Source organism: Chelatococcus sp. HY11, assembly GCF_018398335.1.
GTDB lineage: Bacteria > Pseudomonadota > Alphaproteobacteria > Rhizobiales > Beijerinckiaceae > Chelatococcus.
In genome coordinates this window covers 1-18060 of record NZ_JAHBRX010000006.1, presented here as the reverse complement: position 1 = coordinate 18060, position 18060 = coordinate 1, and the positions used below count along the sequence as shown (strand labels likewise).

Below are 18060 nucleotides of genomic sequence, written 5' to 3'. Positions count from 1 at the left end.
ATCGACGCCGATCTTGGAGCCGGCCTCATCAAGCAGCGTGTGGCGCGGCCAGGTGCGGGAAGATCAGGCGGTTATAGAACGCTGATTTTCTTCCGGGCGGAAACGCGGGCGGTTTTCGCGTTCGGGTTTGCCAAAAGCGATTTGGCGAATCTGGAGGACGACGAGGAAGCGGCGTTCAAGAAGGCGGCTAAGTTGGTGCTTGGGTTCTCCGATGCACAGATGGATGCCGAAGTGGCGGCCGGCCGAATGTTGGAGGTGAATTGCGATGAGCAAGGCATACAAGAGTGAGGCAATGGCGGCCGTCCATGAAATGATGGAGGGCTTTTATCAGTCTGGCGCGATCGACAAGCAGACGATGCGCGAGTTCGATGATGCCTGCCTTTCGGCAGTTCGGCCGCTCATGCCGGATGAAATCCGCGCAATTCGGGAGCGCGAGCACCTGTCGCAGCCGGTCTTTGCCCGGTATCTCAATGTGAGCAAGGGCCTCGTGTCGGATTGGGAGCGGGGCGTGAAGAAGCCGGGCGGACCGGCGCTGCGGCTGCTGACAGTTATCCAGAAGAAGGGCGTTCAGGCGATTGCCTGATTGCTGGCAACATGGCAATGACGCCGACGAATCCTAGCCGCCTTGCCCGCGAGATCACGGAAATGGCGAGCGCACAGCGCCGCCTCGGGATCATGGACGAGGCGGCCTATGAGAAGATCATAGCGCAGCACCTTGGAGGGAAGGCCCCGCCGGCAGGGTAGGGCGGACATGCTTGCAGGTAAGCATGTAATCATCCACCCCCGTCCGTCCCTACGGCCCTAGATGATGAGAGCGGGCCGGCCGGGGGCTGGCGCCTGCGCCTGGTGCAGCCCTTTGTTCGACGCGCCGCAGGCGTGGAGAACCCCGAGCGGGGGCGAGGGGCGGGACGCCCTTCGTCCCGACAGGTTCAGGATTCCATAGGGGCGCAGGCTGCGTCAAAAGCGGCCGCAAGGCCGGGATCGGAGCCACGCGCAGGGGCCGCAGGCCGCGAGCATGGCGAGAACCCACCTTTTGACACCGCCGAGCACTATGGTTTCGGTTATCGTTCTATCGGATCGAACAGGCCCCGAAACTCGGGATCGGCATAGTAGGCGAGCTTGCCGGCGAGGATCGGGCGTTGCCCGGCCAGAAACAGGATTTCGACGTGTTGCGGCAGGGTGCGGACCTCATCAGGGGTGAGCAGCGGGCGGCCGGAATGGTGTTCGCCGTAGGATATGCCGGACTTATCGGAATCGAGCGCCTGGCCCATCGTCTTGAACACGGCGGTTTCCTGTCCGAGCAGATCGGAGACGAGGCGGGCGCTTTCGTGATCGTTGACGCCGAACACCTGTAGGACGCCGGCGTTCGACAGGAACATGCCGGCGCGCGCGCCGTATGTGGCGCGGAGCTGGTGAACGTCCTGCAGGATGGGCCAGAGCTGGACGCCGTAGCCGGCCATGAGGCCCATAGCGCGCTCGACGGGGGCGAGGTGGCCGAGGGCGGCGAACTCATCCAGCAGGTAGAGGACTGGCGCAGCCAGTGGGGCAGGGGACGAGCTGCCCGCCCTCGCCATGTCGGTGAGGCTTTGGGTGACGAGCAGGCGCAGCCATCTGGAATAGGTGGCGAGGCGATCGGGCGGCAGGACGAGGAACACGGTGGCGGTCCTGGCCTTGAGATCGGCAAAGCGGAAATCGGATCGGCCGAGGACCGCGACCATGCGCGGCGAGTCGAGGAAATGGGTATGGCGCTGCGCGGCCGACAGCACGCCGGCCGCCTCGCGATCGGACTTGCCCAGGTGACGATTGGCGGCGCGCGCGACCAGGCCGCCGGCGGCCGTGGACGCCTGCATGGCCTTGAGCAGCGCCGTGAAGGCGTCAGGGGCGAGCGTGAGGTTGTCGCGCAGGGTGGCGAGGGTGCGCCGATCGCGCGGCTCGTTCGCGACGACATGGAGGATGATTCCGGCGATCAGCGCCTTGGCTTCCTCGTTCCAATGCGCCTCGCCGGCCGTGCCTGGTTCGTCATAGACCAGGGCGTCGGCCAGGGTGCTTGCGTCCTCGGCCACGTCGAGGCCGTCAGGGTCGAGGGCATCGAGGGGATTGAGGGGTCGTTTGCGGGAGGGGGCGAAATCCTACGCTAAGCCAAGAACGCGCTTCCCATAGTCCCTGAGTTCGCCTTTTGGGCCGACGTAGCGATAGAGAGTGACGCGCTCGATCCCGAGTTCCTTGCACAGATCGGAAACGGAAGTATCGCGCTGTGCCATGGCCGCCTGGGCGAGACGCACCTGTGCCTTGGTCAGGGCGAATTTTCGGCCGCCTTTGCGACCGCGCGCTCTTGCGGCGGCGAGGCCAGCCATGGTCCGTTCGCGGATCAGGTCACGCTCGAACTCGGCCAGAGTGGCGAAGATACCGAACACCATGCGGCCGGATGCGGTGGTGGTGTCGATCTGGGCGCCCTTTCCGGTCAGCACCCGCAGGCCGATATTGCGATCCGACAGATCCTTCACCGTGTTGACCAGGTGAGCGAGCGATCGCCCGAGGCGGTCGAGCTTCCAGACCACCAGCACATCGCCGTCGCGCAGGGATTTCAGGCAGGCGGCCAGTCCGGGCCGATCGTCGCGGCCGCCGGAAGCTCGATCCTCATAGATATTGTCCTGTTCGACGCCGGCGGCGCGCAGGTCGTCGTGCTGCAGATCGAGGGACTGGGAGCCATCGGCTTTGGAGATGCGAGCGTATCCGATCAGCATGTTTCTTAAACGGTGGTTTGAGGGGGGGGCGCTGGCCACGAATGATTTGTTCGCTGGAAATGTATCTCAACCAGCTTCATAAACAAAGCGTCTTGAACATCATCGGATTTTGAAAAAGGAACATGGATGCCGCGTCGCGTCACTCTAACCGATCGGCAGAAGGACGCGCTGTTGCGCCTGCCGACCTCGCAGGCGGATTTGCTCAAGCACTATACGCTGAGTGATGAAGACCTTGGACACATCAGGCTGCGCCGACGCGCTCACAACAGGTTCGGCTTCGCCCTGCAATTGTGCGTCCTGCGCTATCCCGGCCGGGTGCTGGCTCCGGGCGAACTGATCCCAGCAGAGATCGTCGAATTCATCGGAGCACAGCTCGGCCTGCTTGCCGACGATCTCGTTGACTACGCCGCCCGCGAGGAAACGCGGCACGAGCATCTTTCCGAACTGCGGGCGCTCTACGGATTCCGCACCTTCTCCGGACGTGGTGCGCGCGAGCTGAAGGATTGGCTGTTTCGGGAAGCCGAGATGGCGGTGTCAAACGAAGATATCGCCCGTCGCTTCGTGGCGGAGTGCCGACGCACCCGCACGGTTCTTCCTGCAACATCGACGATCGAGCGGCTTTGCGCCACGGCCCTGGTCGATGCCGAGCGGCGGATCGAGACGAGGATCGCCAGTCGGCTGTCCGTGCCCATCCGGGAACAGTTGCTGGCATTGCTCGAGGAGACGGCCGACGATCGGGTGACCCGCTTCGTGTGGCTGCGTCAGTTCGAGCCGGGCTCGAACTCTTCGTCAGCCAACCGGCTGCTCGACCGGCTCGAATACCTGCAACGTATCGATCTCCCCGAGGAACTGCTGGCCGGTGTTCCTGCTCATCGGATGACACGCCTGCGCAGGCAAGGCGAACGGTACTATGCCGACGGCATGCGCGATCTTCCGGAAGACAGGCGGCTTGCGATTCTGGCCGTTTGCGCGTCGGAATGGCAAGCGATGCTCGCTGACGCCGTGGTCGAAACCCATGACCGGATCGTCGGCAGGCTCTACCGGGCATCGGAGCGCATTTGCCAAGCGAAAGTCGCCGACGAAGCGAACGCGGTGCGCGACACCTTAAAATCCTTCGCCGAAATCGGCGGCGCTCTGGTCGACGCACAGGATGATGGCCAGCCGCTGGGCGACGTCATCGCGAGCGGATCAGGGTGGGACGGCTTCAAGACCCTTGTTGCAATGGCAACCCGGCTGACCGCCACCATGGCGGACGATCCTCTCAATCATGTACTCGACGGTTATCATCGGTTCCGGCGGTACGCTCCGCGCATGTTGCGCCTGCTCGATCTGCGGGCTGCGCCGATCGCGCTCCCGCTTCTCGAAGCGGTGATGGCTTTGCGTACTGGCTTGAACGATGCCGCACATACCGGCTTCCTTCGGCCCAGCTCGAAATGGCATCGCCATCTTCGTGCCCAGGCGGTCGGCGACACTCGCCTCTGGGAGATAGCGGTGCTGTTCCATCTGCGCGATGCCTTCCGATCCGGAGATATTTGGTTGGCCCGATCCCGGCGCTATGGCGACCTGAAGCATGCGCTCGTTCCGGCGCAGGCTGTCGCGGAAGGCGGTCGTCTCGCCGTGCCATTGCGGCCGCAAGAATGGCTGGCGGATCGGCAAGCTCGCCTCGATATCCGGTTACGCGAACTGGGCCGCGCCGCGCGCACCGGCACGATTCCCGGCGGGTCGATCGAAAACGGCGTTCTGCATATCGAGAAGCTCGAAGCTGCCGTACCGACCGGCGCCGAAGATCTGGTGCTCGATCTCTACAAGCAGATCCCGCCCACGCGGATCACCGATCTCCTGCTGGAGGTGGATGCAGCGACCGGCTTCACCGAAGCGTTCACGCATCTGCGCACCGGAGCGCCCTGCGCCGACCGGATCGGGCTGATGAACGTCATCCTTGCGGAAGGGATCAACCTCGGCCTGCGCAAGATGGCCGACGCGACGAACACGCACACCTTCTGGGAGTTGATCCGCATTGGACGGTGGCATGTCGAGGGCGAAGCTTACGACCGGGCGCTGGCCATGGTGGTCGAGGCGCAAGCGGCGCTACCAATGGCCCGGTTCTGGGGCATGGGCGCCTCCGCTTCGAGCGATGGGCAATTCTTCGCCGCTACGGAACAAGGCGAGGCCATGAACCTGGTCAACGCGAAATACGGCAATACCCCGGGTCTGAAAGCCTATAGCCACGTCTCGGACCAATATGCGCCGTTCGCGACCCAGGTGATTCCTGCGACGGCGAGCGAAGCTCCCTACATCCTCGACGGCCTGCTCATGAACGATGCCGGCCGCCATATTCGCGAGCAGTTCGCCGATACAGGCGGCTTCACCGATCACGTCTTTGCCGCATGCGCCATTCTCGGCTACCGGTTTGCCCCTCGCATCCGGGATCTGCCGTCCAAGCGACTCTATGCGTTCAATCCATCGGCCGCGCCGGCCCACTTGCGGGCCATGATCGGCGGCAAAATCAATCAGGCCATGATCGAGCGCAACTGGCCCGATATCCTGCGCATCGCCGCCACCATTGCAGCCGGAGGCATCGCGCCTAGCCAGATTTTGCGCAAGCTCGCCTCCTATCCGCGGCAGAATGAACTGGCCACAGCTCTGCGGGAAGTAGGCCGCGTCGAGCGGACGCTGTTCATGATCGACTGGATTCTGGACGCCGATCTCCAACGCCGCGCCCAGATCGGGCTCAACAAGGGCGAGGCCCATCACGCGCTGAAACGAGCCATCAGCTTCCATCGCCGGGGTGAAATCCGCGACCGTTCCGCCGAAGGCCAGCATTACCGGATCGCCGGCATGAACCTGCTCGCCGCCATCATCATCTTCTGGAACACCATGAAGCTCGGCGAAGTCGTCGCCAACCAGAAACGCGATGGAAAGCCGCTGTCGCCCGATCTCTTGGCCCATGTCTCGCCGCTGGGATGGGAGCATATCAACCTCACCGGCGAATATCGGTGGCCAAAGCCTTAGCGTAGGATTCCGCCCCCTCCCGCAAACGACCCCATTGAAGGCGGCCGAGCTTTGCCCGGTGACGCCGAAGGGGTCGAGGACGTGGACCGGCCCGAACTTCTGGCGGGCGCGGCCGGCGATCCTGGCATTCTCGCCCTTGGGGTCGATGCAGATCACGGAGCGGTCGGCGGTGAGCAGATTCGGGATGATGGTTCCCACCCCTTTGCCGGTCCTGGTCGGTGCCATCGTGAGCAGGTGCGCCGGCCCGTCATAGCGCAGGAGGCGCTTTGTCTTCGGATCGCGGCCGATCAGGAGGCCGGCTTGCGAGCGGGTGAGGGGAGCGGTTTCGCGATCGGTTGCGAAGCGGGCCGAGCCGTGGGTGTCGGCGTCCATGTCCCCGAAGTGCTGTATCATCGGCCTGGACAGGAGGCGGAAGACGAGCAGGACGAGGAAGGCGGTGAAGGCGAGGTTGCCGACATACCAGAGCGCATCGCCGCGCTGGATGCCGGCCCATTGCATGAGGGCCATGAGGCCGCCGCCGACGATGAACAGGACCAAGAGGAACAGCACCCCGGCCCTGGCGATGTAGCCGGCGGCGCGGAACGGGGCGGTGACGATCGCGACGAAGGCCCATAGGGGATCACGCGCGGCCGCCCGCAGCATGTTCTTGAAGGCGGCCCAGGCCAGCCGGAAATCATTCATGGGGTTGCCTCCCTTCGGCTGGTCGCGGCCGAGTTGGCCGGCAGACTGGAAAATCCTCTTGAGGGCGGCCAGCCAGGCGGACGTGACATCGCTCATGGGTCAGGCGCTCCGGTCCCGCCGCCGGCGGCCGGCTTGAGCAGATCGTCAAAGAGTTCCTTGTCGCCGTCGCGGGTGAGGAAGCCGGGCAGCTCGCGGCGCAGCCAGTCGGGCAGGGCGCGCGACAGCTCATCCCGGCCGTGTTCGAGGCGATGGAGGACGAGCGCGCCGAGCAGCACCTTGCGGCGCGTGTCCCTGGCGCGCTCCTGCTTGTTGAGCCTGGCCTTGAGGGTGGCGCGCTGCACATCCAACTCGGCCAGCCTTTGTTCGATCGTCTTGCGCGCCATCGTGTCGCCTCCCTGCTTCCGGTCGCGGGCGAGCGTAGCAGGTTTTCGGCAGGGTAGGGGATCACGGATGGTTCCGGCCTTGAAAAGTGGAGCGTGCGGAGTCACAATCGCGGCCTTATTCGCATCGCATTGACGTTGCCACAGCGCCCCACCGGAGGCATGAGAGAGCGGAGCGAGCGAATTACGAAGGGCGCACTTACGAGTTGCTTCGCAACTCAGCGCGCCGCTGACGCAGAGAGAGCGGCGGAGCCGGTCGGCAGGAGAGGGAAGCGGCGCTTGGCGATCTACCATTTCAGCATGAAGCCGGTTTCGCGGAAGGCAGGGCGCAGCGCGGTTGCTGCGATGGCCTATCGCGCCGGCGAAAAGTTGACCAACGAGCGCGACGGGATCACGCACGACTACACGGCCAAGCAGGGCGTCGAACATGCCGAGATCGTCTTGCCCGAACCGGGTGCCGGCCCCATAGGCGTCAACGCCGATTGGGCACGGGACCGCTCGGCCTTGTGGAACGCCGCCGAGTTTGCCGAGAAGCGGAAAGACGCCCGCGTTGCCCGCGAGTTCGAGGTTGCCTTGCCGCATGAGCTGTCGGCCGAGCAGCGGCTAGAGGCCACGCGGGAAATGGCGCAGGAGCTTGCCGACCGCTACGGGGCGGCCGTGGATTTCGCCATCCATGCGCCGCACGAGGCGAGCGACGTTCGCAACCACCATGCCCACATTCTCATGACCACGCGCCAGGTGACGGAGGAAGGGCTGGGCGAGAAGACCTATCTTGAGCGCGAAAACAAATGGCTGTTGGCGCACGATCTTCCGACGACCGACATGCAGCTTCGCGACCTTCGCCAGAAATGGGAGGGGATCGCCAATGAGCGGCTGGCAATGGCCGGCCTGGATATTCGCATCGACCATCGCTCGCACATGGAGCGCGGGCTTGAGATCGCGCCGACCGAGCATATGGGGGTGCACGCCACGCAGATGGACAGGCGCGGCCTCGACGTGTCGCGGGCGCGGCTGGACAGGCAAGCGGCAGCGCGCAACGCGGACCTCATCAGGGAGAAGCCGGAGCAGGTTCTTACGATCATCACCGGCGAAAAGAGCGTGTTCGATCGGCGCGACGTGGCGCGGGCGCTGCATCGCTATATCAACGACGACCCGCAGGAGTTCCGGAACGCCTTTGCGACGGTGATGGCCTCGCCGGCGCTGGTCGAGCTTCAGCCGGAGCGCACGAACGCCGAGACAGGCGAGGTCGAGCTTGCGCGCTATTCGACCCGCGAAATGGTCGAGATCGAATCCGGCATGGTGGCGTCGGCCGAGCGGCTGCACCAGGCGCGCAATCATGGCGTCGATCGCCGGCATGTCGATCGCGCCATAGAGCGCCAGGACGCCGCCCTTCAGCGGAGCGCGGGCGATGCTTCCGCGCGGCTTTCGGACGAGCAGCGGGCGGCGATCGAGCATGTCACCGGCCGGGAACGCATCGCGGCCGTTGTCGGTTTCGCCGGCGCTGGCAAGTCCACCATGCTCGCCGCCGCGCGCGAGGCGTGGGAGGCCGAGGGCTATACGGTTCACGGTGCGGCCTTGTCGGGCAAGGCGGCCGAGGGGTTGGAGGAATCGTCCGGCATTCAGAGCCGCACGCTGGCGGGATGGGATTACGGCTGGCAGGCCGGCCGCAACCAGCTCGGCCGCGGCGACGTGTTCGTGATCGACGAGGCGGGCATGATCGGGAGCCGCCAGCTTTCCCGGTTCGTCAACGAGGCCGAAGCGCGCGGGGCGAAGATCGTGCTTGTCGGCGACCATGAACAGCTACAGGCGATCGGGGCGGGTGCTGCGTTCCGCGCCATTGCCGAGCAGATCGGCCATGCCGAGCTTTCCGAAATACGCCGGCAGCGCGTGGACTGGCAGCGGGAGGCGTCGGTTGCCTTCGCCACGCACCGGACGGCCGAGGGCCTGGCCGCCTATCGGGAGCATGGCGATATTCGATTCAGCGAGAGCGGCGAGGATGCGCGGGGCGAGATCGTGCGCGATTATCTAGCCGATCGCGATCAGCGTCCGGACGGCACCCGCGTTGCGATGGCGCATCGCCGTGCCGATGTTCGCGCCATCAACGAGGCGATCCGGAGCGAGCTACAGGAGCGGGGCAAGCTGGCACGGGCCAACGTGGCCGAGGACGGGCCAGGATCGGGCGACGTCGCCCAGGAGGCCACCCAAGAGCGGAAAGGGCCGGCCGGCGGGCTGACCTTCCAGACCAATGACGGCAAGCGTGATTTTGCGACGGGCGACCGCATCGTGTTCCTCGAAAACAATCGCGACCTTCGCGTCAAGAACGGGATGCTCGCGACGGTCGATCATGTCGAGCCAGGGCGGATCATCGCCACGCTCGACGGGCCGAAGGGCGCGGAGGGGCGCAGCGTTGCCGTGCCGATGAACGACTATCAGGCAATCGACCACGGCTATGCGACGACGATTCACAAGAACCAGGGCGCGACCGTCGATCGCAGTTTTGTGCTGGCATCGGGGACGATGGACCGGCATCTAACTTATGTCGCCATGACCCGGCATCGCGACGGCGCGCAGCTCTACGCGGCCCATGACGAGTTTGCCGACCGTCATGCCGGCCAAACGTTGGCTTCGGGCCGCTTAGTCGAGCATGGGGTCGCCCCCTATGAGCACCAGCAAGGAAATAGCCAAAGCTATTTCGTCACGCTGGAAAACGACAAGGGCCAGCGCCATACCGTTTGGGGCGTCGATCTTGAACGCGCCATGAAGGAATCCGGTGCGGAGGTCGGAGACAAGATCGGCCTTGAGCATCGCGGATCGGAGCCGGTTCGCCTTCCGGACGGGACCACGGCCGAGCGCAATTCGTGGAAGGTGCGGGACGCTGGCGAGCTGGCCTATAGCCAGCTTGAAAGCCGCCTGTCGCGGTCGGGCGTGAAGGAAACCACGCTCGATTATGCCCAGGACTTTGCCGAGCGGCGGGGCATCGCGGAGCGCATGGGCGTCCGCAGCGAGATCGAGATTCCCGACGATCGTGCCGCCGAGCTGCGTCCGGACAGGGAGCCGGCGGCCGAAAGATCGGTCCCGGCCACTTTGGGCTTAGGGGGGATAGGGGAGGGCCGGGACCAGGCTCGCGAAACCGCGAGTGCCGGCAGATTGCGTCCTGGCATCGCGAAAAACAAGGGCGAGGATCTCGCGCGGGTTTCCCGCGCCGAGGATCTCGCCCAGGATCGCGGCGATCGACAGCAGCGCCGCAGCCGGTTCGAGGGCCTGAAACTGTCACGGAGCGCGCCGGCTAATCAGCCGACCGCGCAGGACCGCGACGAACGGCCCCAGGATCGGCCAGAGAAGGCCGAGACGCGCCGGCGCGGTATGTTCGACGGGTTGCGGCTCAATGTTGGCCCGGCCGGCCGTGAGGCTTCCCAGGAGCCGGGAGAACGGCCGGAAAGGGAAGGGAGCTTGCGGCAAGCGCCGGCGCAGGACCGGCTTGCCGAACGGTTACGGCCGCAGTCGGAGTTCGAGCAGGCCGTTGATCGCTATGCCCGCGCCTATGAATCCGCCCACAGGCAGCGGCGCGAGGGCCTTCCGATCCTCGACGCGCAGCGTCAGGATTTGCGCGAGGCCGGCCTTGAGCTCGATCAGGCGCGGCCGGGCGCGCGCGATCTGATGCGGTCGGCGCTGCGCTACGATCCGGACATGCAGCGCAGCATGACCGAGCTTTCCGGCCGGCCGCGCGTCGGCCAGGTCATCGAGCGGCTGGACCACGAGCGCGCCATGCAGGCCGATCCGAATGTCAGGGCCGATCGTTTCGTTGAACGCTGGCAGGCGTTGCAGGAGCAGCGCCAGCAGCTTCGCGGCTGGCAGCACGACGAGGCGCGCGGCAAGGTGGAAGGCCAGATGAACGGCTTGACCAAGAGCCTTGAACGCGACCCCCAGGTTGAATCCATCCTGCGCAATCGCCGTCAGGAACTCGGAATCGGCCAGCATACGCGCCAGAGCGAGAGGATTTCGTGGGAGCTGCAACAGAGCCTCACGCGCGGCCGATCGCTCGGGCTTGAACGGTAGGAGACGCCATGACCGACGATGACAGGGAAGGATTCGAGCCGCAGGACGCGCCCGACGACGCCGGCGACCCGGCCGCCGCGTTCGAGGCGTTACGGCGGTCGGTCGAGAAGCTGACCCGCGACCTTGGCGGCGAAATGACCGTCATCCGGCGCGGCGTGGAAACGGCGTTCGACCAGCTTGAGAAACTACAGCAGCCGACCGACTACGGCCCCGATCTTGGCCGCATCGTCCAGCAGCTCGCCCATGTCGGTATGCGTCTTGAGGCGGTCGAGCAATCGCCGGTCCTGCGCAATGGCCCGGAACATTACGCCCGCGCGCTCGAGCGCGGCGGCGAAAGCCTGGTCAACACCGCCGCGCGGCAGCTCGAGCGCCAGGCAACTGACCTCGAGCGCTCCGCCAATAGTCTGGCCCGCCGCCTCGCCGGCGCGCGCGAACGGTATGTTCAGGATCGTTGGTTGTGGAGCGCGGGAACTGCCGGCCTGGTCGCCGGTGTGCTGTTGACGCTGTTTTTGCCGCGCGCGCTGCCATTCTCGGCTGATACCCGTACTGCCGCCCTTATCATGGGGAGCGATCGCATCAGCGCTGGCTACGCCATGATTGGCGCGGCCGACCCACTCGAAACCGGCAAGATGGAGTGGGGGCGCAGGTTCTATGATTTCAATGGCGATCCGATATCCGCCTGTTTGAAGACGGCGAAACAGACAGGGAAGGACCAGAAATGCACCATTACCGTGCCGGCGATGGCGCAGCAGTAGAGGAACCAGGCATGGCGCGATTCAAGTGCGATCGGTGCAGTTTCGACGGCCACAGACATTGGACCGGCGAGCGGAAATGCCCATCTTGCGGGGAAACCTACAAGCTCCGGGTCGCGATCGGCGTGGAGGAAATGACCGGCGCGGAGGTTGCGGAGTTCGAGGAAGCCTTGGCCAGCTAGGCGCGAAATAGGTGTTGCGGGCTTCAGGAATTTCGCGACAATGCCGGCCAGCCATTGGTCCTATGATCAATCCACTTAACGGGACACGGTCATTAAAAGTTAAAAGCTTGGATTTGCTAGTTTGGGCCAAGGAGATAGACGCTCGAACGTGCGGGAAGCTCGTAAAACCAAGCCGTCATCGAGGCGCCTTCCGATAATCTGCATCCCGATTGGGAGGCCGTCATGAGAAAATCCACAAGGAACGGAGGCGGCAGGATTTCCTGTGAAGTTGAAGGGATAAGTCAGGAACCAGCCCAGAAGGCGATTGATCGACGCGCCGTTGATCGTAGCTGGTGGCCCATTCTCAATAGGGAAGGCGGAAACTGCTGTTGTTGGGCAGATCAACACATCATACTTGTCAAAAATAGAACACAGCCTACTCCAAACGACTTCGCGCATGAGATTTGCGCGGCCAAATTCGACGGCACTCAATCGCCGGCCTTGTTCGATCAGGCCCTGAACCACTGGCTCAAGCAACGAGAATTCGCTGTCCGTGATGTTGGAATAGACAGTCGCCAACTTTGCACACCAGAGGGTGAAGAAAGCCGCCTCCAATTCACGGTCGAAGTCCACCTCCACCTCGTCGACGACGCAACCTAGCGCCGCAAACGCCTCCGTGGCCCTTGTACAGGCTAGTTTCACCTCATCGGACACCTCAAAGTACCCCAAATTCACGCTGAATGCCACGCGCAGGCCGGCAACCCCGTGGTCAAGAGACATCAGCACATCCTGGTCAGTCGGAACGGAGAACGGATCAGCGCTGTCGGCTCCAACCATCGCCTGATATAGGAGCGTGGCATCGCCCACGCTTCGCGCCAGGGGACCATTGTGGAAGAACGGAGTGTGGCTGGAGAATGGGCCAGCGACATCGGGCACTCGCCCGTAGCTTGGTTTGAAGCCGAAGATTCCGCACATGCTCGCCGGGATTCGGATCGATCCCGCACCATCGCTACCCTCTGCAAACGGAACCAATCCCGCAGCTACGGCAGCGGCTGAGCCCCCACTCGATCCACCAGGAGTGCGATCGAGACGCCACGGGTTGCGCGTCGGGCCGAAAATGAGATTATCCGTCTCGCCTTTATGCCCAAACTCCGGTGTATTTGTTTTGCCGATGACAATGGCTCCGGCTTTCTTGAGCCTCCTGACGAGCTCAGCGTCCTCAGCTGGCACGGCGTTTTCGAAAAGACGCGAGCCGCGCGTGGTCCTAACTCCCTTAGTCGGGGTCAAATCCTTGAGCGCCACCGGCAGGCCGTGGAGCGGTCCGATCGGAGAACCGCTTGTGAAGGCTTGATCGGCTTGCGCCGCCGCAGCGAGCGCCGCTTCGTGTAGGACGGTACAAAATGCATTTATCTTTGGATTGATGTCATCGATCCTTTTCAAGAAAGCCGAGGTAACTTCCAGGCATGATAGCTCGCGCTCGCGAATCAGCCCGGCTAATACCTGTGCAGGCTTCCTCGTAATCTCGTCGATGGATGTCATCTTGCTATCCGTCATGTTGAATGTGATTGACTTTCAGGAATATCGGCCGGCGCTTCTACTCTGCCATAAAGCTGCAAGGTAACATCGCGGAACTCGCGCGCTGCAGGCGCCATGTCTCCGGGCCGCTGAACTAGAAGGGTTTTGAGCCAAATCGGGCAAGCTAATTCCGCTACCGTAGCGCCCGCTGCAGAAGCGAGTTCTCCGACAAATCTCGGCAGAATTGCCGCCCCAGCTCCGGAGACGACGAGTGGAACGTAAGCTTCCCGGTACTCAATTCGAACAGCAATTGCATTCTGTACCAGATCTGGATAATTCGCCCGAAGCTCCATATACGGAGGCGATGTTTCCCACCACGGTCCTACAATCAGGCCGCGTGCCACGATATCCTCAAGTGAAATCACGCCATCGTCTGCAATAACCGTCCCGGGTGGTAGGATTCCAACATAGTCTTGGGGCTCGAGCGGGTGGGCGATCAGGCCATGCGCAAGTTCGCTATCGTCAGTGAATCCTAGCTCGCACCGACCATCCCGGACCATTTCGGCGACTTCCGGTATCCGCGCCCATGTTGGGCCTTTAATGTGTATCGTTACGGCGGGATGTTCCTTCCGGAATGCCCCAACGACCGCGCCAACCGGCCATTCGGCAAGCGGAGGAAAGGTCGCTATGTCTAACCGCCCGCCTGCCAGACCCATCACATCTGCGACGATCGCACGAATTGTGCCGAGATCCCTTAGAGGGCGTTTGGAAATTAAGGATTGCGGTGTTCCTTGCCGTCCGTTGAACGGAGGCAAGGGATGGGCGGTAGCCAGTACGTATCGAACGTGACGGATGAACAATGGTCGATTGTTGAGCCGCTACTGCCGAAAGCGAGCCGGCGCGGCCGACGACGACGGATCAGTCTTCGTGCCGTCCTGGACGCGATCTTCTATCTGCTGCGTACCGGCTGCCAATGGCGCCAACTGCCGAGAGATTTCCCTGCCTGGAACACGGTCTACTGGTACTTTCGGTCATGGCAGCGAACCGGCATCTGGGTTTGTCTGCAACGTGAACTCTACCGGCTTACCCGACTTCGGGCCGGTCGCGCGGAATGTCCGACCGTCGTGATCATGGATGGACAGTCGGTCAAGACCACCGAGGTCGGCGGAACCCGCGGTTTTGACGCCTTCAAGCGGGTGAAGGGCAGAAAGCGTCACATTCTGGTCGACACGCTCGGCCTGCCGATCGCCAACCGCGTCGAAGCTGCCGATGTTTCGGATCGGCGCGCCGGTGCCTTGCTGACAAACGGATTGCGCGCGCTCTTTCCGGCGATCACCACCATCATCGCCGACGCGGGTCATGAGAGCAAGAAACTCTCCCGCGCGCTGGCAGAACAGCAAGGTTGGCGGCTGCAGATCGTCAAGCGTCGTCAGCGCGCCTTCAAGATCACGGGCTTGACTTGGATCGTCGAGCGCAGCTTCGCCTGGCTCGGTCGCAATCGTCGGCTTAGCAAGGACTATGAGTACCGTGTACAGACGTCAGAGACGATGATCGACATCGCAGCAGCCCGCCTCATGCTCAACCGGCTCGCTCAAGGTTAATTTCCAAACGCCCTCTGAGCGCGCAGGCTACAAGACGGCGATCATGTGGATGATAAAGCGATAACCGAAACCATAGTGCTCGGCGGTGTCAAAAGGTGGGTTCTCGCCATGCTCGCGGCCTGCGGCCCCTGCGCGTGGCTCCGATCCCGGCCTTGCGGCCGCTTTTGACGCAGCCTGCGCCCCTATGGAATCCTGAACCTGTCGGGACGAAGGGCGTCCCGCCCCTCGCCCCCGCTCGGGGTTCTCCACGCCTGCGGCGCGTCGAACAAAGGGCTGCACCAGGCGCAGGCGCCAGCCCCCGGCCGGCCCGCTCTCATCATCTAGGGCCGTAGGGACGGCCGGGGGCTGATGATTACATGCTGACAGGTAAGCATGTCCGCCCCGCCCTACCCTAGAAATAGTGCTTTTGCCGGCTCCTTACGCAAAGGGTTGCAGAATCGCGCCGTTTCGGCTCTTCATGTAGACATGGCGAGTCGCACCCGAGAACAAGTTAAGCTGGAAAGTGTCCGAAACCTTCGGGCGCGTTGGCGCGCGGAGGGCCGGATTCTTGTGCAGGCCGATCTGCCCGGCGATCTGGTCGCGGCGATTGACCGCCTGAAGGACGACGCGGGCTTGCGAGGGCGCGCGCCGGTCATCGAGGAAGCGTTGAGGTTCTATATCGAAGCGAAGCAAGGGACATAACGGCAAAACGCCCGACCGTTGGCGCGGTCGAGCGTTTTTGTAGGCCGTCAGACACACCGTAGAGACGGGGCCAAGAAGCTCTCCCCTTATCTACGCTAGAGCACTCCGCTCCGCAAGATTGATTCTTGCGGGAACGGGAAAGCCGTGCCTGCCGTCCACAGTCGTCATGTCCTCCGAACGGAAGGACGAGAGGCATATGTTGAGGACGCACATCGCGGCCGCGATCGGCTGCGCGCGCGGGAACGCGCTTGATGAAATCATGCGGGAAATCTGGACCAGGCACGGAGCCGGCCAGCTCAGTGACACCGAGGCCGGCCAGCTCTCCACGCTCGCCTATGAGCGCCGGGACGCCTTGCGCGGGTCGGGGCAGACCGCGCTAGGGCTGGTCTTTCCTCCCCCGGCCGAGCGATGCCCGACGCCGGTTCGCCGGCATAGCCATATCCGGGGGCGATCGGAGGGCCGCATATGGCGGCCGACGACGCGCAAGGACGTGCAGGCGATCCTGAAGGCGGCCGAAATCTACAACGAGGCCGGCTTGCACGAGAAGGGCGAGCGCAGCGGCCCGCTAGGATCGGTGGCGCTGGACGTGCTGCGGCTGTTCGTCAATCTCATCGACTTCCGCACCGGCCGGCTAGAGCCGTCAATCACAACCATCATGGACCGCCTGGGCCGGTCGCGGGATACGATCGTGCGGGCGCTGAAGAACCTGCGGGCGCATGGTTTCATCGACTGGCTGCGGCGCTACGAGCCGACCGGGAACGAAGGGCGCGGCCCCCAGGTGCAGCAGGCCAGCAATGCCTATCGCCTGTCCCTGCCGGAAAAGGCCCGGCAGTTCCTTGGACGGTTCGGCAAGGCCCCTCCCCTGCCTGCCGATCATGGACAGGACCAGCAGGCTTGGAGCGAGGCAATCGACGCCTACAGGAAGGCCCTGCCCCTCGATGAGCGGACCTTGCTCGATGTGGGCGATAGCCGGCTCGGGCAGTCTCTTGCCACGATGGCGCGGAACCTGATGAACAAACGTGAGTCCGATAAGCAGACTGAATCCCCATCTGATCTTTATCTAAGAGGACAAACATAAGCGGACGCCGCTGTTCGGGCTGCTTCCGCAGCCCTGCGGCGGTTCCGGTCCGCTTATAGGGCGGACCGGGAAGCGGAAACCTCACAGCAAAAACCGCAACGCTCACGCCTGCGGCAACCGTCGCATGGGCTTTCGAGAGGGAGTGAGAGGCGACGACGGTGCTTAATATTTGCTGTATTGCTGGCAATAAGGCAGTTATGCAAAATTTCTTGCCGTCAATGCGCTTTGCTGCTATGCCAGCAATATGAAAACAATCGCCATTGTCAGCCAAAAAGGCGGGGCCGGGAAAACCACCCTTGCCTTGCACATCGCCACGGCGGCCGAGACGGCAGGGCTTCCGGCCGTGATTATCGACCTCGACCCCCAGGCAAGCGCCGCCGGTTGGGGCGACAGCCGCCAGGGCGAGGCTCCGGTTGTCGTCGCCCTTCCGCATACTCGCCTGCCGCAAGGCTTGCAGGCTGCGACCGATGGCGGGGCCGAGCTGGTCCTGATCGACACAGCGCCGCACTCCGAAGCGGCCGCAATGGCCGCAACGCGATCGGCCGACCTGGTGTTGATCCCATGCCGCGCCGGAATCCTCGATCTTCGCGCGATCGGCAGCACCGCCGAGCTGGTGAAGCTCGCCCAAAAGCCGGCCTTTGTGGTTTTGAACGCCGTGCCGCCGCGCGCTACGCAGCTCCTAGCCGATGCGCGGGAGGCCGTTCAGGTTCACGGCTTGGAGGTTGCGCCCGTTGCCTTCCAGCAGCGAGCCGCTTTCGGACATGCGCTCACGGCCGGCAAAACCGCGCCAGAGTATGAGCCGGGCGGTAAAGCCAGCGAGGAAGTGTCCGAACTGTTGACCTGGCTAAAAGGCAGATTGCTGATTTGACGGCAATCTGTATTGCCAGCAATGAGGCATAGTGGTATTGCTGGCAAACTGGCAATGTTGACGGGATAAGGCCATGTCGAAAAGACCGAGTTTAGCCGAGAGCATGAAAGCCGTGGGTGCGCAGACGCCGCCGCCCGCCGCGCCGATCGTGGAAGCCACCCCTATGCCGGCCCCGGATCGTGCCGAGGGCAAGCGTTACCATGCCGCCACGCGGGCCGGAATGAAACGAGTGACGGTCGTGGTCGAGCCGGAAGACCATCGCCGGGTTAAACGGCTGTCAGCCGACACCGACCGCTCAATTGAAGACCTCATGCGGGAGGCGCTTGCCGACTTGCTGCAAAAGCATAATGCCTGATTGCCAGCAAGGCAGCAGCAGGCGACGGAAAGCCTTGAAGTGTGGCGCTAAGTGTTATATATGACGGAGCGACGGTGAGAGTCTTCAAGAGCAGCAGGTTTCACAGGTTTGCCCGCAAGGAGAAAATCTCCGATGCGATGCTATGTGAGGCGATCGAGCGCGCTGAACGCGGGTTG

17 protein-coding genes and 2 pseudogenes are annotated in these 18060 nt (G+C 63.6%); 13 read left to right on the top strand and 6 right to left on the bottom strand.

Annotated features, from left to right (window positions below; translation table 11 throughout):
- The 3 genes from KIO74_RS31545 to KIO74_RS31535 form a co-directional block, all read left to right on the top strand.
- The coding region (locus tag KIO74_RS31545) for a type II toxin-antitoxin system RelE/ParE family toxin (RefSeq protein WP_213339720.1) at positions 1 to 288 on the top strand (288 nt) is incomplete at its 5' end.
- Positions 266 to 583, top strand: coding sequence for a helix-turn-helix domain-containing protein (locus tag KIO74_RS31540; protein WP_213339719.1), 318 nt, complete (start codon positions 266 to 268; stop codon positions 581 to 583). The genes KIO74_RS31545 and KIO74_RS31540, both read left to right, overlap by 23 nt.
- A 17-nt stretch (positions 584 to 600) precedes the next feature.
- A complete protein-coding gene (locus tag KIO74_RS31535) occupies positions 601 to 744 on the top strand; it encodes a hypothetical protein (protein WP_213339718.1) in 144 nt (47 codons plus the stop codon).
- Between the two features lie 317 nt (positions 745 to 1061).
- Here the strand turns inward: KIO74_RS31535 and KIO74_RS31530 are convergent.
- Positions 1062 to 2099: pseudogene (locus tag KIO74_RS31530) on the bottom strand (type IV secretory system conjugative DNA transfer family protein); the annotation flags it as partial.
- A gap of 30 nt (positions 2100 to 2129) precedes the next feature.
- Complete coding sequence (locus KIO74_RS31525) at positions 2130 to 2744, bottom strand: recombinase family protein (RefSeq protein ID WP_113946499.1); 615 nt, start codon at positions 2742 to 2744, stop codon at positions 2130 to 2132.
- Between the two features lie 126 nt (positions 2745 to 2870).
- Between KIO74_RS31525 and KIO74_RS31520 the strand changes: the two genes are divergently transcribed.
- Complete coding sequence (locus KIO74_RS31520) at positions 2871 to 5756, top strand: Tn3 family transposase (RefSeq protein WP_113946498.1); 2886 nt, start codon at positions 2871 to 2873, stop codon at positions 5754 to 5756.
- A gap of 33 nt (positions 5757 to 5789) precedes the next feature.
- Here the strand turns inward: KIO74_RS31520 and KIO74_RS31515 are convergent.
- Both KIO74_RS31515 and KIO74_RS31510 read right to left on the bottom strand, forming a co-directional pair.
- Positions 5790 to 6437, bottom strand: a pseudogene (locus tag KIO74_RS31515) (type IV secretory system conjugative DNA transfer family protein); the annotation flags it as partial.
- A 92-nt stretch (positions 6438 to 6529) separates the two neighbouring features.
- Positions 6530 to 6820 carry a mobilization protein gene (locus tag KIO74_RS31510; RefSeq protein WP_213339717.1) on the bottom strand — a complete coding sequence of 97 codons (291 nt, stop codon included), beginning with the start codon at positions 6818 to 6820 and terminating at the stop codon, positions 6530 to 6532.
- Between the two features lie 276 nt (positions 6821 to 7096).
- On the opposite strand from KIO74_RS31510, the gene traA reads away from it, so the two are divergent.
- Genes traA through KIO74_RS31495 form a run of 3 tightly spaced genes read left to right on the top strand, consistent with a single transcriptional unit; the run spans position 7097 to position 11807 of the window.
- Entirely contained in the window at positions 7097 to 10873 is a 3777-nt protein-coding gene (gene traA / locus KIO74_RS31505; protein ID WP_213327470.1) for a Ti-type conjugative transfer relaxase TraA, read from the top strand.
- Positions 10874 to 10881: 8 nt separating this feature from the next.
- Positions 10882 to 11628, top strand: a complete 747-nt coding sequence (locus tag KIO74_RS31500) for a DUF6118 family protein (protein ID WP_213327471.1) — start codon at positions 10882 to 10884, stop codon at positions 11626 to 11628.
- 11 nt (positions 11629 to 11639) lie between these two features.
- On the top strand, positions 11640 to 11807 hold the full coding sequence (locus KIO74_RS31495) for a hypothetical protein (RefSeq protein ID WP_213327472.1): 168 nt from the start codon (positions 11640 to 11642) through the stop codon (positions 11805 to 11807).
- A 99-nt stretch (positions 11808 to 11906) separates the two neighbouring features.
- Here the strand turns inward: KIO74_RS31495 and KIO74_RS31490 are convergent, their stop codons facing one another.
- The gene (locus tag KIO74_RS31490; RefSeq protein WP_213327473.1) at positions 11907 to 13325 is read right to left on the bottom strand and encodes an amidase; all 1419 of its coding nucleotides are present in this window, start codon (positions 13323 to 13325) and stop codon (positions 11907 to 11909) included.
- 11 nt (positions 13326 to 13336) lie between these two features.
- On the bottom strand, positions 13337 to 14017 hold the full coding sequence (locus KIO74_RS31485; RefSeq protein ID WP_249731691.1) for a substrate-binding domain-containing protein: 681 nt from the start codon (positions 14015 to 14017) through the stop codon (positions 13337 to 13339).
- A gap of 102 nt (positions 14018 to 14119) precedes the next feature.
- Here KIO74_RS31485 and KIO74_RS31480 point away from each other — a divergent pair, with 102 nt between their 5' ends.
- The 6 genes from KIO74_RS31480 to KIO74_RS32390 form a co-directional block, all read left to right on the top strand.
- Positions 14120 to 14902: an IS5 family transposase gene (locus tag KIO74_RS31480; RefSeq protein WP_213320975.1), complete on the top strand. Its 783-nt coding sequence runs from the start codon at positions 14120 to 14122 to the stop codon at positions 14900 to 14902.
- 549 nt (positions 14903 to 15451) lie between these two features.
- On the top strand, positions 15452 to 15583 hold the full coding sequence (locus KIO74_RS32100) for a ribbon-helix-helix protein, CopG family (RefSeq protein ID WP_279678531.1): 132 nt from the start codon (positions 15452 to 15454) through the stop codon (positions 15581 to 15583).
- 196 nt (positions 15584 to 15779) lie between these two features.
- Positions 15780 to 16661: a helix-turn-helix domain-containing protein gene (locus KIO74_RS31470; protein WP_213339715.1), complete on the top strand. Its 882-nt coding sequence runs from the start codon at positions 15780 to 15782 to the stop codon at positions 16659 to 16661.
- Between the two features lie 244 nt (positions 16662 to 16905).
- On the top strand, positions 16906 to 17529 hold the full coding sequence (locus KIO74_RS31465; RefSeq protein WP_213339714.1) for a nucleotide-binding protein: 624 nt from the start codon (positions 16906 to 16908) through the stop codon (positions 17527 to 17529).
- 73 nt (positions 17530 to 17602) lie between these two features.
- Positions 17603 to 17884: a ribbon-helix-helix domain-containing protein gene (locus tag KIO74_RS31460; protein ID WP_249731689.1), complete on the top strand. Its 282-nt coding sequence runs from the start codon at positions 17603 to 17605 to the stop codon at positions 17882 to 17884.
- Between the two features lie 41 nt (positions 17885 to 17925).
- A partial coding sequence (locus tag KIO74_RS32390; RefSeq protein ID WP_349629252.1) for a type II toxin-antitoxin system RelE/ParE family toxin occupies positions 17926 to 18060 on the top strand: 135 nt, incomplete at its 3' end.

Excerpts from the sequence above, each read along its gene's own strand:
- KIO74_RS31510 (WP_213339717.1), bottom strand. The coding sequence starts at position 6,820 with ATGGCGCGCAAGACGATCGAACAAAGGCTGGCCGAGTTGGATGTGCAG.
- KIO74_RS31495 (WP_213327472.1), top strand. The coding sequence starts at position 11,640 with ATGGCGCGATTCAAGTGCGATCGGTGCAGTTTCGACGGCCACAGACAT.
- KIO74_RS31500 (WP_213327471.1), top strand. The coding sequence starts at position 10,882 with ATGACCGACGATGACAGGGAAGGATTCGAGCCGCAGGACGCGCCCGAC.
- KIO74_RS31485 (WP_249731691.1), bottom strand. The coding sequence starts at position 14,017 with ATGGGTCTGGCAGGCGGGCGGTTAGACATAGCGACCTTTCCTCCGCTT.
- KIO74_RS31520 (WP_113946498.1), top strand. The coding sequence starts at position 2,871 with ATGCCGCGTCGCGTCACTCTAACCGATCGGCAGAAGGACGCGCTGTTG.
- KIO74_RS31490 (WP_213327473.1), bottom strand. The coding sequence starts at position 13,325 with ATGACATCCATCGACGAGATTACGAGGAAGCCTGCACAGGTATTAGCC.
- KIO74_RS31470 (WP_213339715.1), top strand. The coding sequence starts at position 15,780 with ATGTTGAGGACGCACATCGCGGCCGCGATCGGCTGCGCGCGCGGGAAC.
- KIO74_RS31480 (WP_213320975.1), top strand. The coding sequence starts at position 14,120 with ATGGGCGGTAGCCAGTACGTATCGAACGTGACGGATGAACAATGGTCG.
- KIO74_RS31540 (WP_213339719.1), top strand. The coding sequence starts at position 266 with ATGAGCAAGGCATACAAGAGTGAGGCAATGGCGGCCGTCCATGAAATG.
- KIO74_RS31525 (WP_113946499.1), bottom strand. The coding sequence starts at position 2,744 with ATGCTGATCGGATACGCTCGCATCTCCAAAGCCGATGGCTCCCAGTCC.
- KIO74_RS31535 (WP_213339718.1), top strand. The coding sequence starts at position 601 with ATGACGCCGACGAATCCTAGCCGCCTTGCCCGCGAGATCACGGAAATG.
- KIO74_RS31465 (WP_213339714.1), top strand. The coding sequence starts at position 16,906 with ATGAAAACAATCGCCATTGTCAGCCAAAAAGGCGGGGCCGGGAAAACC.
- KIO74_RS31460 (WP_249731689.1), top strand. The coding sequence starts at position 17,603 with ATGTCGAAAAGACCGAGTTTAGCCGAGAGCATGAAAGCCGTGGGTGCG.